This is a genomic window from Parafilimonas sp., from assembly GCF_047606085.1.
In the GTDB taxonomy this organism is placed as follows: domain Bacteria; phylum Bacteroidota; class Bacteroidia; order Chitinophagales; family Chitinophagaceae; genus Parafilimonas.
Genome location: NZ_JASGEX010000016.1, coordinates 1 through 14105, shown reverse-complemented (window position 1 = coordinate 14105; position 14105 = coordinate 1). Strand labels below are relative to the sequence as shown.

Here is a 14105-nt window from a genome sequence, read left to right as displayed (position 1 = left end):
GCGGATAATTTTCACGAAGTGCCGTACAGGGAAATAATTTTTAAACATTGACCACGATTTATATGATTTAACTGATTAACCGATTTTTTTATTCACGTTTCACGATTGACGATTCACGTATATCATTCCATTCTCAAACTCTTTACCGGGTTGGCCAGCGCTGCCTTAATGGATTGAAAGCTGACTGTTATCAATGTTACCAGTAACGCTCCAATACCTGCTGCCGCAAAAATCCACCACGATATATTTGTTCTGTAACTATAATGCTGCAGCCAGTTATGCATACAGTAATAAGCTACTGGTACAGCAACAAATAATGAGATGGCGACAAGTGCAATAAATTCTTTTGATAATAATCCCCATAAATTAAGTACAGATGCACCTAACACTTTTCGTACGCTTATTTCTTTTGTGCGCTGCTCTGCCATGAATGATGCCATGCCGAATAAGCCAAGGCAACTAATTAAAATCGCCAAAGCTGAAAACACTCTTGCCAGCTTGCCTATGCGTTCTTCGCCGGAGAATTTTTGTGCAAAATCATCGCTTACAAAACTGTATTGAAACGGCGCAGAAGTAATGTATTTCTTAAATACATCGCCAATCATTTCAATTGAGGCATGTGCACTTTTACCGGGCTTAAGTTTTATATAGATGAAATTGGCATTATTACCCTTATCAAAAAAATAAAATGTTTGCTTCACAGGTTCGTAAGCAGATTCTGTTACCATATCTTTTACCACGCCTACAATTTGATAAGTAGTGGTGCTATTATCATTACTTCGCCGGATAACGGCGCCAACCGGGTTTTTCAAACCCATATATTTTACTGCCGCTTCGTTAATGATAAGGCCTGAAGAATCAGATGGGTATTGAGCGGAAAAATCTCTGCCCTGTACTATCTGCCAGTTAATTGTTTTTCCAAAACCGGGCGAAATAAAAAACTTCACAAAATCCTGGCTTAGGTTAGGGTCTTTTCCACTCCAGGTATATCCACCGGTAGTAAACCATAGCCGCGTAAGAGGGCTTGATGAAGTGGCTATACTTTCCACCATGTCTCTATTCATCAATTCTGTTTTGATAGCATTGTAGTTTTGCGCAAAACCGGCAGTGCTCATTGGAATGCTGAGCAAGGCATTTCTGTTATACCCTACCGGCCTGTTTTGTGTAAATTTTATTTGCCTGTACACCACAATAGTTCCTATGACCAGGATTAATGAAATAGCAAACTGCATTACAATAAGTACTTTCCTGGGCAGCGAGGCGTTATGCGCCGCCCGGAAGTTTCCTTTTAAAACTTTTATGGGGTTAAATGAAGAGAGATATAATGCAGGATAACTGCCCGAGATAATGCCGGTAATTAAAATGAACAGCAGGCCGGCAAGCCAGAAATAAACGTTAAGCCATGGCATTATTATTTGTTTGTTTGCAAGCGTGTTAAACCACGGCAATGCAAGGCCGGTAAGTAACAATGCAAATACAAACGCAATAGCGACAACCAGTATGGATTCAACATAAAATTGCTGAATAAGCATGTTGCGCGCAGAGCCAACTGTTTTGCGAATGCCCACTTCCTTTGCCCGCTTTTCGCTTCTTGCTGTGGCAAGGTTCATAAAATTGATGCAGGCCAGCAGCAGTACAAAAGCGCCGATAATACCAAACATCCATACATAAACAATTTGCCCGCCGGATGCAACACCATTTTCCCAATTGTTATGCAAATGCCAGTTGCGCATAGGCGTAAGAAATATTTGTGCATGAAATTTTTTATCATTAGCATCAACCTTATTATATTTTATACCGGCAATTTTTCTGTTAACATCATTCATGTTTACGTTATCTGCCAATTGCACAAAGGTTTGAAAAGAATTATCACCCCAATCATCCTGAATTTTTTGTACCCAGGATTTAGAGGCATATAAATCCCAGGGCGCTATAAAGCTTAGATCTTTAAATTCTGTATTTTGCGGCAAATCGCTATACACACCGGAAACCCTTACCTCCGTTTCATTATCAATTTTTAACTGGCGGTTCATGGGGTCTTCATTACCAAACAAAGCTTTGGCTGCCGATGCAGAAAGCAGGATATTATTGGGATCCTTCAGGCTTCCGTACATACCATGCAGCATTTTTAAAGTAAGCATTTCATCTGCACCTTTATCCATAAACGCACCCGATTCCGTTATGCTCTTTAAACCATAATTCAAAATATGGTCGCCTTGCCAGGAGCTCATAATTACATGCCTGAAATCACTGCCATGCTCTGTTTGCAAAGCTTTACCCAAAGGAAAAGGAATGGCGTCCTGCGTATAAATTTTTCCTTCAAAGGTTTGGTTTTGCTTAATTCTTGCAATGCTGTTATAATTTTTGAAGTAAGCGTTGTACGATGTTTCATCATACACCCAAAGGCTGATGAGCATTGCAATTGCCATACCTGCCGCAAGGCCGCCAATATTTATAATAGAATAAACTTTGCTTCTTATAAGGCTGCGGAACGCTGTTTTGAAATAATTTTTAAACATAAAAGTTGATTTACTGATGTACGATTTTGTGATGCCTGATTTGTTTTATTCACGATTGACGATTCACCATTCACGTTCTTTATTCCGTTCTCAAACATTTCACCGGATTTGCCATTGCTGCTTTTAACGAACGATATCCAACTGTCATTATTGCTATTAACAACGTTATGCCGATTGCCAGCACAAAAACGCCCACACCAATCTGTATGCGAAATTTAAAATCCTGTAAATATTTGTTCATCAGCCACCAGGCTACCGGCGCTGCAATTATAAATGCGATGAAAACAAGACGGCTGAACTCTTTGCCAAACAGCCATAAAATATTTTGGATGCCTGCACCCAACACTTTGCGCACACCAATCTCTTTTGTTTTTTGTACAGCCATAAATGATACCAAGCCATACAGGCCCAGGCAACCGATTAAAATGGCAATGCCGGCAAACAGCTCAATAAGCCCAAGCATGATGTTATCCAGTTCGTAAAATTTTGCAATGCGCTCATCCAAAAACTGATAGGAGTATAAATAATCAGGATATAATTCATTCCAGATTTTCTGAAAAGCAGCGAGGGAAGATTTGGCATTTTGAAGATTGATTTTTACTGCACAGTTGCGGTAACTTTTATAACCGGTTGTTATGGCAACCGGGTCAATCGCTTCCCGAAAAGAATTGTTGTAAAAGTCTTTTACCACGCCAGCAACAGTAAAAGCCTTGCCGTCAACAGCTAATTTTTTGCCAATCACATCCTGTGCTGATGCCATTCCCAGCTTATGTACGAAAGTTTCATTTACTAAATATTCTTTTGCTGTATCTGAAGAGAAAAGGTTTCTGCCGGCAACCAATTTTAAACCAAACGTAGCAATATATTTATCATCAGCAGGCTTTACGTTTACTTCCCATGGCTCATCTTCATCGCGGTTATCATAACGTACAGAGGTAAAACTGCTGTTCGCCGACGCAGGCGCTTCCATGCATAAAGAAATGTTTTCAGTGCCGGGCAGTTCGGAAAGCCTTGCTTTCAGTGCGCCCATTTTCAGGCTGTCATTTTCGGGAATGCGCAGGAGCACAATGGCATCCTTATTGAAACCAAGGTCTGCCGTTTTTGAAAAACGCATTTGCATGGCAATAACAATGGTTCCGATAATGAGCATTTGCGAAATAGCAAATTGTGTTACCACCAGCACTCTTCTTAATGAGAAGCCGCCGATTTGCTTTTGGCTCAGCTTTCCTTTTAATGCTGTTATTGGCTGAAAACCGCTTATAATAAAACCGGGATAGAAGCCGGAGAGGAATATCATTACAATCATCAATGCAAGCATAAACACCGGAGCCTGCCATTGTGTGAAAAGCTCAATGTTCAGGTTTTCTTTCAGCAGGGAATTAAGATAAGGCAACAGCAGTTGTGCCAGGCCATACGCTAACACAAAAGCCAATACGGTAATCAGCGTGGTTTCCAAAATAAATTGCCAGAATAACTGAGCGCGGAAGCCGCCCAATACTTTGCGTATGCCTATTTCTTTGCCGCGGTTGAGCGCCTGTGCAGTAGCCAGGTTGATAAAGTTTACAGAAGCGGTGATAATAAGAAAAATGCCGACAAACACTAATGCCCAGAGATATTTTTTGTTAACATAACCATCATAATCTGCATTGAAGTGAATGTCGCTTAACGGCTGTAATCTGAGCTGAGCGGTTTTTGCGTCGTCTCCATCATAATATTTTTTTATAAAGGAAGGGAAGGTCTTTTCAACAGCAGCTTTGGAAATGCTGGGCTTCAGCAAAACAAAGCATTGCATACCACTGCTGATGCTGCCCCAGTTGTCGCTACGGGCAAGATTCGGTTCATAGTCTTTTAAGTTGGAGTATGATAAATAGACTTGCTGTTTCCTGTCGGTATTGGCCGGAATATTTTCCAGAATGCCTGTTATTTTAAAATCCACTTTATGCTTGCCGGAAACAAAGCGGATAAGTTTTCCCATTGCATCTTCATTACCAAAATATTGCTTCGCAATTTTTTCTGTAATAATTGCCGTATTCGGTTCTTTCAGGATAGTTTTTTTATCGCCTTGTAACAGTGGAAAATTAAAAATGTAAAAGAATTCATTTTCGGCAAAAGCCAAGCCGTCGTCTGCCTGGAATTTTTTTATTTCCTTTTCGCCGGGCAATAAAATAACAGCGTTGTTATAGGTTCTTACCCTTGCTGTTTTTTCTGCAAAGGAAAAATCATTGCGAAAAGCTGCGCCCAAAGGCTGCGGCACACCGGTTTGGTATTCGGTTGTCTCATAATGATATGCAGAAACGATGCGGTAAATTCTGTCTGCATTTGGATGAAAGTTATCAAAACTCAATTGATAACTTACAAAGGTAAAAATGAGCATAGCAGCAGTAATACCCAGCGACAGGCCGAATACACTGATAAAAGTGTAAGCCTTATTTCTGATAACGTTGCGCCAGGCGGTTTTCACGAAGTGTCGTGCAGGAAAATAGTTTCTGAACATAACGTATAATTTGATATGGTTTATTTAGCTGCAAGCTTCAGGCAACAGGCTTTCAGCGCTTACATTTCACGGCAGGAATTTGTTTTCAGTTCAATCCTGTTAATCCTTCCATCACTCCAAATCCCCGTTCAGACCAATATGCGCTCAACCAATATGCCAATGCCAAAACCCTTGTGCAGCAATCGCTTCAGCAGCCATGCAATAAAAAAGGTGTCCGATTCCGGACACCTTGTGTGCAGTTATGCACTACTTATTTGAACAATTATGGATCGCTTACTTATTTGGGCTGCCTGAAACTTTTGTATTTCCTATTGGCATATCTTCCCTTGCTTCATCTGTGGCTGTTGTAAGAATGGTATCACCGGCTTTTAAATTACCATATACTTCTGTTTCATCGCCGGCTTCGCGGCCCTGCTGCACATTTACCCAAACTGCTTTTCCGTTCTCTACTTTCACTATATGCACGCTTTGCGTTGTATTTACAATAGCGCCGGAAGGAACAATCAGTGTGCTGTCATTGGCTGTCAGCGGAATATGTATGTTGGTTACCATGCCGGGCAGTAACTTTTTATCGTTATTCAGCACATCCATTTCCACTCTTTCAGAACGCAGCTTTTCATCCAGCGCACCAGCCAGCCTCGTAACATGCGCCGTAAATTTTTCCCCGGGCAATGACTGCACCGTAAAACTTATTTCGCTGTGATGCTCAACATAGCCTGTATAAGCTTCCGGCACATATACAACCAGCCTTAATTTTTGCCGGGTCTGCAGGGTGAACATGGGCAGGTCCGAGCCTTTGCCGGAAGGGCCTACATAAGCGCCCTGGCTTACATTGCGCGCAGTGATTACGCCGGTGAACGGCGCCCGTATCTGCAGATAGTCTTTATTATTTACAACTTCATTGTAGGCAGCTTTTGCAGCGTCATATTGCGCTTTGTCACTGTTTTGTTTGGATAAAGCGATATCAAGATCATTAGGTGAAATGGTGCCCGGCGTTTTGCTTGTTTCCAGCAAACGGTCGTAGTTGGCTTTGCTGGCAATGTATATCGCTTCAAACGATTTCAATCTCGACTGTGCTGCCGATAATTGTGAATTGATCTCAGGCGCATCCATGGTGGCGAGCAATTGCCCCTGTTTAACCTCAGAACCAACATCAACGTACAATTGTTTTACATAACTGTTCACTTTTGCATATAAGTCCACCTGCTGAAAGGGTTGTAATTCGCCGGGAATATCAACGGTTGAAGCAAGCCTGCCTTTCTTTACAATGCTTACTTCTGTTGCAGCAATTACTGTTGAATCTTTCAAAAATTTGTTTTCAGGTAAACTGCTGCCGCAGCTTTGCAATAACATCCCTGCTGTGGCCGATAGCATAATAGTATATAATGATTTGTTCCTCATGTTATGTTGTTTGATGTTCGTACAATGAAGCGATATAATGCTCACTGTTTTTATCTTCAGGATCGAGCGATAAGGATTGGGTTGTTGTTTTGGCCTGCACCCATGCAAACACCAGCGGCAAGATGAATAAGGTGGAGAAGGTGGATGCAATGAGGCCGCCAATAACAGCCCTTCCCAATGGTGCTGACTGATCACCGCCTTCACCTAAACCGGAGGCCATCGGTATCATACCAGCCACCATGGCAACCGTTGTCATTAATATCGGCCTCAAGCGTACAGATGCCGCTTTCTTTACTGCTTCATAAGCATCTCCGCTTTGCAAACGCAGCTCTTCTGCATTGGTTACCATCAATACACAATTGGAGATGGATACACCCACAGACATGATGATGCCCATGTATGATTGCAGGTTTAATGTTGAGTTGGTTAATAACAATAAGGCTAAAGCACCCACCAGTACAGCAGGTACCGTACACAATACAACCAGTGAAACTTTAAACGACTGGAAATTGGCTGCAAGCATTAAAAAGATAACAACAATAGCTACCAGTAAACCGGAGGCAAGGCTGTCTAATGTTTCATTCAGCACCTGCGTTAATCCCCTTGTTTCAACTGTTAAGCCTTTGGGCAGATCGCCTAACGATTTAATGGCTCTGTCAACCTCTGCGGCCGCAGCGCCCAGGTCTTTTTTGTACAAATTAGCTGTTACAGATAAAACCGGTAATGCGCCAACATTATCATTCTCGCCATAAATTGTATCCATGCTTAAAGTTGCTACATCGCCCAAAACGGGTCTTGGTGCATTGGGTGTTACCGGTATTTCTTTCAGGTCGTTTATGCTGGTTATTGCATTCACCGGCACTTCAACCTGCACATTATAACTCTGTGAAGATTTTCTATCAATCCATATATTTTTTGCTGTAAAACGTGATGAAGAGGTGGAAGCGGTTAATGAACGGGAGATATCATCTACGTTCGCTCCCAACTGTGCTGCCCGCACCCTGTCAATATTAATATCAATAGCCGGTGCATGAATGGCGGTGCCCAGTTTTACATCGCGCAGGTAAGGTATCTGCTGCAGTTTTGCAATCATTTTGTTGGCATATTCTTCATTCTGCTTTTTATTCTTGCCTATGATCTTTACTTCAATGGGCGTTGGCGAACCCTGGCTTAAAATTTTATCGGTCAGTTCAATCGGCTCAAAAGAAAGCTGAACAGCCGGCAAAGCTTTTTTCATGCGTTTGCGAAACTCATCTTTCAGGTCATCCATATCCACTTTATAATTTTCTTTCAGCGCCACCTGCAATACGGCATCCTGCGGGCCGGCCATAAAAAGATAGATCGGGTTGGTTGAATATTGCGAACCATGCATTCCAATCATGGCAGAGGTTATGGATACATTTTCTTTTCCAATAATTCCATATAAAACATCCAGCGCCTTCAACGCATCATTTTCTGTTTTTTCAATGCGTGTGCCGTCCTCATCGCTCAGCCGCACCTGAAACTGGCCGGCATTTGATTTAGGCAGTACATCCCTGCCAATTGTATTGAGCAATAAAAAAGCTATAGCCAGGGCGCCGGCGATATACACAATTACAATGGGCTTGCGGTAGGGCATTAGGCGTTCGCTGAAGCGCACAAACCTTACCCGGAATTTCTCAAAGCGGCTTGTTTTCTTTTCATATTCGGGATTAAACGATTCAAGGTTCTCATGTTGCTGCCATGTATTTCTTTCAGATTCAGCAGGGATGCCTGATTCAGTAAACACTTCATCATCATCGGCGCTTTTTTTATTGGCAAATAGTTTATGTGTTTTGCTTTTCTCTTTGTTATGGTCTTTCATCATCCAGTTGGCTAAAACAGGAACGAGCGTTTGCGCCATGAAGTACGACGTGATCATGGAGAAACCTATAGCCAGGGATAAGGGAAGGAACAATGAGCCCGGAATGCCACCCATGGTAAATGCCGGTGCAAAAACGGCGAGAATACATAAGAGAATAAGCAGTTTTGAGAAGGCAATTTCTTTACAGGCATCCCATATAGCCAACGCTTTCGGCTTACCCATATCCGCATGCTGATGAATGTTCTCTATCGTGACCGTACTTTCATCCACCAGAATTCCTATGGCTAATGAAAGGCCGCTCAGCGTCATGATGTTGATGGTTTGTCCGAATAAATTCAAAAACAAAATACCCGAAATAATACAGGTTGGAATGGTCAGTATCACGATCAGTGCTCCCCGCGCATCACCTAAAAACAATAATACCATTAACCCTGTAAGTATAGCGCCGATGGCGCCTTCACTCACTAAATTTTTTACGGCATTGATAACATACGTTGACTGGTCAAACTCATAAGCAAGCTTAACATCGTCGGGCAATAAAGACTGAAAGCGCGGCAGCGATTTCTTTAAATGCTGCACCACATCCCATGTTGAGGCAGATGCCGATTTGGTGATGGGCAGATACACAGAACGCCTGCCGTTCACCAGCACATAGCTTGACGTTATATCAGCGCCATCTTCTACAGTGGCCACATCTTTCACATATAAATTCTGTACACTTCCGCTAAATAATGGTATATCGCCAAAATCTTTTACATTCCTGATGGTTGTATTGGCCGGCGTAAAATAATTCTTATCCCCAATGCGCACAGTGCCTGCCGGCGAGGTTTGGTTATTGGCAGTTAATGCCTGCACCAGCTGGTCGGCCGTTACATTGTGGGCGCGCATTAATGCAGGGTCGGCCTTAATAACAATGGTTCTTGAATTGCCGCCAAAAGGCGCCGGTGAAACAAGGCCGGGAATAGAGCTGAAGCCAGACCGTATATACACATTTGCCAGGTCCTGCAACTCATCATTGCTGCGTTTCGGGCTGCTTAATATTAACTGCCCAACGGGCAATGTGCTGGCATCGAAGCGTATAATGAACGGCGGCGTAGTACCGGGCGGGAATATAGTTTGCGCACGGGCGCTGAAAGCGGTTGCTTCAGCCGCAGCCTGCGCCATATTGGTGCCTTCATAAAACGTAAGCTTCATTAATGTTAAACCTGAAATATTTTTTGTCTCAATGCTCTTTACACCGGATACGTATAACATCAGGTTTACATAGTTCTTGCCGAAATAAGCCTCCATCTGGTCAGGCGTTAAGCCTCCATAAGGGTGTGATATATAAATTACGGGAAGATCAATGTTGGGGAAAATATCAATCTTGATCGTGGTAACGGCTTTTATCCCGAAGAAGAACAATGCCGCCACCAATACGATTATGGTAATAGGTTTCCTTAATGCAAAGCGTATTAATTTCATCCTGTTGTTTTATTAACGTCAATGGTGAATCGTCAAACGTGAATGCAGGAGCGTTTATATCTAAGGCCTCCATTGATATTTGACATTTCAAATTTTGTTTTTCCACAAAGCCACTAAGGCACGAAAAGAATTAAGCTTTAAATGCTGTGGAGCTGTGAGCCACAAGCTTCTGGCTTTAAAAAAGAAACAACCCGTGAACAAAGTGAACCCGTGAACTTGTAAACCTTTAGTAAACAACATTGATTCACCCCGCACATATCCCTATCTCGCCTGGCTTATAAACAAATTAAAATCGCCCGAGGCGGCACACTTTAATAACAAAGCCCGCCATACGGCTATATACGAAATGCCTGCATCTGTTTCCGCTTTATTCAAAGCAAACAAAGCCTGCTGCACATCTACTATATCTGTTAACCCGTTCTTATATAAAACCGTTTTCTGCAGGTACGCATCCAATGCGGCTTTATACTGAACAGGCGTTTCTTTAAAGCGTTGCATAACGTTGGCAATGCGCTGGTCTGCCAGTACCAACTGGTCTTTTAACTGCGTGCTGATAAGGTCTGCTTCGTTCGCATAACCCAGCGATAAAAATCTTTGTGCACTTACCTGGTGTTTGATCTTTGACAGGCTCATGATATTCCAGGCAATGGAAACACCGGTCACATAATTGCTGCGCGTGGGGTTTAAGCCATCTGTAAAGCTTTTTGAATAACTGCCGCTATTTGCAGGAGAATAGTCATAACCGAAACCTGAGCCTTTTGACTGAAAGATACCGAACAGATTAACACCCGGCAATATGCTTTTCTTCAGATAGTCAGCATATTCATCGCTTGCCGTAACGCGGCTTTTATAAAACTGCACCTGCGGGTTTTGCGCTACATCAAAATCATCGTCGAAAACGGACGGGATCTGTTTGAAGAAGAAACCTGTATCCAGATCATATTCAACAGGCGGTGCATTCATTAATTGTGCAAGCAGGCTGCGTTGCTCCTGTTCTGTTGTTTGTGCATCTATCAAAGCAATTCTTGCACTGGAAACCTGTGCATTGGAGATAGATGAATCTACGCCTGCAATAAGTCCTGTCTTAGCCTTTGCCAGCACAACCTGCTGCACATAAGTTGCCCTGTCAAGATTAGATTGTGCGTTACTGATAAGTTTTTGTGCAATTAATAAATTAAGATAAGTGTCGGCAACCTTTACGCTTTGAATAAATTCTTCCTGCGCTATATCTGCAGAATCCTTGCTGGCACTGGCTTTAAAAGCTTCAATGCGCGATTTCAACCTGCCGAAAGAAAACACCTCCCAGTTGGTGTTCACTACATATTGGGAAGCAAAGCCTGCATGCCACACCTGCTCAGAATAAACCGGGCCGGAAGATGAAACACCGGCAATGCTGCCGGCGCTTAGCGGGCCGTACTGGCCATTCACCGTTCCGTAAGCATCCTGAAAGCCGGCGATTATATTAGGCAAATATTCATTTTTTGTATTGGCGACAAGCTCTTTGGAAGCCTTATAATAATTCTTTTTCGCCTGGATGGTTTGATAATTATTCACGCCATTGTGTATGGCATCGCTCAGCAATAAGGTTTGCTGCTGGGCATGCAGCGAAGCCCCAGCAAACAACAGCACAAACAACGAAAAATTATGTTTACGAACTCTTTTTTTCATAAAAACCAATTCAGTTTTTATGGCAGCTGAATCGTTTATTCTTATGCAATCACCGTTTCCTCTGTAATGATGGTTGCATACTTAAATGCTTTCTTTTGATCTTTATCTATTATGCTTTGCAGCAAATCTTCGTGCAACTGCTGCTTCTCTATAAACTTCGATGTGTCTTCCAGCAACACCGTGAACATCTTTTTTATTTGCACGGCAATGGTCCTGTACAGGTCTGCAAGAATTTCATTGCCCGATGCTTCTGCAACGGCTATATGAAACTCGATATCAATATCAATGCAAGCCTGTGTTTGCCGTTTCTCCGCGGCCAGTTTCCTTTTCTTCAGCAAAGAGGCCATGCGGGCAATGTCTTTCTGCGTTCTGTTCAATGCCGCCTTTTCTGCTGCTTTTACTTCCAGCAACTGGCGCACTTCGCGCAGGTCAGATTTATCGGCACGTTTCAGGCGCTGGTGCAAAGGCTCATCGAGGCCTTCATTAAGATTAATAAAAGTGCCCAGGCCTTGTTTTACATTCAGTAAACCGCAATTGGAAAGTATTCTAACCGCTTCGCGGATGGTAGAACGGCCAACCCTGAATTGTTCCATCAATACAGGTTCTGAAGGGAGCTTATCTCCCGACTTGAATTGCCCCGACTTTATAAACTGCTTTAAATTGCCTGCCACGGTATCGGCCAGCGCTTCGCGCTTAACCGGTTGGATTTTCGCATTCATCATATCATCTGATGAGTGCGAAAATAAGTACTTTCTATAAACTGAAAATTATTTTTTTGGAAATTGTGCGCTGCAAACAATAGGCGCCGGATTTTCATAACTGGCACTGTTTACCGGGATTCGCTGTTCGTTCACCCTTTTCCGCAGATGCGCAGAGGCTTCAGGTTTAATTTTTCAAATAGCCTTAGGGGGTATGTTTGGCAGTTGCTATTCAGGCATGTATTTATAATTTTCATGTTCAAAAAATTATTCCCTGCGAGGCGAAGACGCCTCGCAGGGCTGGTATATCGCCTCCGGCGATCATACTAAATGATTTCATGACACACGTACGCATAAGCGGCAGAAGTGTTTTTGAGCTCGCATCTTATGCGCAGCGGAATACAAAAGCATTCATGGCTGCCTTATAAATCAGATGCCTTACCCGCTACGGCAGTTACTGTTTAAACGACTTAACGTTCTGCAATACTTTCACTGCATAGCTTATGGCTTCAACCGGCGATTCAAACAGCTTTACATCCCCGTTTTCTTCTTTTATTGTTTCGCCATTGGCAGCATCTGCCGTTGGTTGCTGCAAGAAATAGGAAATGGTGAAATACTCCGTGGGGATAATGTTAGGGTTATCCCGGTGCGGCTTATACGGGTCAACCTTAAGCCAGACATTTTTTCCATTAATGGATTGGGCTTCTATCATAGTTACATATTTACAATAGAACTATAATACAAGAATGATACCTAACAGGTTTTTTGAATTGAAGGGGTTGATCCGGCCAGGCGGTATTAATTTAGCGTTGAGGGGCTGTCAGCTATGAGCTGTGAGCTACGAACCACGGGCTGCAAGCTTTCACGATTAACTTTATCATCCACGAAACACCTTAATCCTGTTGATCTTTTAATCTATTCAAATCCGGGTTCAGGCTACTCTGTTCTTAAACTTTTTACCGGGTTGGCCAGCGCAGCTTTCACAGCCTGGAAGCTTACGGTGCAGATTGCAATCAATAAGGCGCTCAACCCTGTAACAACAAATAACCACCAGGATATTTGAATACGATAAGCAAAATTTTGCAGCCAGGTGTGCATGATAAAGTACGCAACAGGGGCTGCCAGTATAAATGAAATGCAAATCAGTTTTATGTATTCTTTCGAAAACAAGAAAAGTATATCACTTACAGAAGCACCAATTACTTTTCTTATGCCAACTTCTTTTGTGCGTTGCTGTATAGTAAGTAACGTGAGGCCTGTAACACCGATTACTGCAATAAATATAATGATAGCTGTAAGTATATTTAATACATTGCTTAGCACAGCTTCCGTTCTGTATAAATAACCTATTCGCTCATCTAAAAAATGAGATTCAAAAGGATTGCCCGGTGAAAAAGTTTGCCATGTTTCTTTAATATGATTAACTGTATTAAGAATATCGCCCCCGGCAATTCTTACAGCAACATATTGCCCGCCATTTCTTAAAAAAATTGCCATGGGCTGAATGTTTTTGCGCAACGATTTAAAATTAAAATCATCCGCCACGCCAACCACTTCATACCGCACTGTTTTTATATCAAGTGAATTCAGGTATCGTGTATTTATAAAACTGCCTACAGGATTTTTAATGCCTAATTCTTTTACGGCTGCTTCATTTAAAATAATTCTTTGTGTGGTGTCATTATCCATTTGCCTGTTAAAATCTCGGCCCTGCAAAAGGTTAATTCCGAAAGTTTTAAAAAAATCATACCCGGCGCTAAAATTAGCGATCAGATGATCCGGTGTTCCTGCTTTATAATTGGCAGCTATAGGAAAATTATCATTACCGCTATTAGGATAGTCAGCACACACATTGGCTGAAAGTATGTGTGCATTCTTTTTTAATTCAGCAATATGACTCGTCCTGAAAAAAGTTGACACTTTTTTGTTTGATAATCCTACTGCAAGTTTACAGTTTATTTGTTAGTCCTGAATACCGTTTACAAATTCTATTTTGCATTGGAGATGAAACGGAAGTG

Annotated in this window: 8 protein-coding genes; all 8 read right to left on the bottom strand. The window is 42.3% G+C overall.

What is annotated here, in order from left to right; translation table 11 throughout:
* Positions 1 to 122 precede the first annotated feature (122 nt).
* Positions 123 to 2519 carry an ABC transporter permease gene (locus QM629_RS01605; protein ID WP_415156510.1) on the bottom strand — a complete coding sequence of 799 codons (2397 nt, stop codon included), beginning with the start codon at positions 2517 to 2519 and terminating at the stop codon, positions 123 to 125.
* A 79-nt stretch (positions 2520 to 2598) separates the two neighbouring features.
* Positions 2599 to 5013 (bottom strand): ABC transporter permease, encoded by a 2415-nt coding sequence (locus tag QM629_RS01600; protein WP_415156508.1) that lies wholly within the window; start codon positions 5011 to 5013, stop codon positions 2599 to 2601.
* Between the two features lie 273 nt (positions 5014 to 5286).
* Entirely contained in the window at positions 5287 to 6414 is a 1128-nt protein-coding gene (locus QM629_RS01595) for an efflux RND transporter periplasmic adaptor subunit (protein ID WP_415156506.1), read from the bottom strand.
* A gap of 1 nt (position 6415) precedes the next feature.
* Positions 6416 to 9721, bottom strand: a complete 3306-nt coding sequence (locus QM629_RS01590; protein WP_415156504.1) for an efflux RND transporter permease subunit — start codon at positions 9719 to 9721, stop codon at positions 6416 to 6418.
* A 261-nt stretch (positions 9722 to 9982) separates the two neighbouring features.
* Entirely contained in the window at positions 9983 to 11389 is a 1407-nt protein-coding gene (locus QM629_RS01585) for a TolC family protein (RefSeq protein WP_415156502.1), read from the bottom strand.
* 41 nt (positions 11390 to 11430) lie between these two features.
* A complete protein-coding gene (locus QM629_RS01580; RefSeq protein WP_415156500.1) occupies positions 11431 to 12111 on the bottom strand; it encodes a FadR/GntR family transcriptional regulator in 681 nt (226 codons plus the stop codon).
* Between the two features lie 430 nt (positions 12112 to 12541).
* The gene (locus QM629_RS01575) at positions 12542 to 12799 is read right to left on the bottom strand and encodes a hypothetical protein (protein ID WP_415156498.1); all 258 of its coding nucleotides are present in this window, start codon (positions 12797 to 12799) and stop codon (positions 12542 to 12544) included.
* Between the two features lie 224 nt (positions 12800 to 13023).
* Complete coding sequence (locus QM629_RS01570; RefSeq protein ID WP_415156496.1) at positions 13024 to 14007, bottom strand: FtsX-like permease family protein; 984 nt, start codon at positions 14005 to 14007, stop codon at positions 13024 to 13026.
* Positions 14008 to 14105: the final 98 nt, after the last annotated feature.

Coding starts and splice junctions, on each gene's coding strand:
- QM629_RS01605 (WP_415156510.1), bottom strand. CDS start 2,519: ATGTTTAAAAATTATTTCAAAACAGCGTTCCGCAGCCTTATAAGAAGC.
- QM629_RS01600 (WP_415156508.1), bottom strand. CDS start 5,013: ATGTTCAGAAACTATTTTCCTGCACGACACTTCGTGAAAACCGCCTGG.
- QM629_RS01595 (WP_415156506.1), bottom strand. CDS start 6,414: ATGAGGAACAAATCATTATATACTATTATGCTATCGGCCACAGCAGGG.
- QM629_RS01590 (WP_415156504.1), bottom strand. CDS start 9,721: ATGAAATTAATACGCTTTGCATTAAGGAAACCTATTACCATAATCGTA.
- QM629_RS01585 (WP_415156502.1), bottom strand. CDS start 11,389: ATGAAAAAAAGAGTTCGTAAACATAATTTTTCGTTGTTTGTGCTGTTG.
- QM629_RS01580 (WP_415156500.1), bottom strand. CDS start 12,111: ATGATGAATGCGAAAATCCAACCGGTTAAGCGCGAAGCGCTGGCCGAT.
- QM629_RS01575 (WP_415156498.1), bottom strand. CDS start 12,799: ATGATAGAAGCCCAATCCATTAATGGAAAAAATGTCTGGCTTAAGGTT.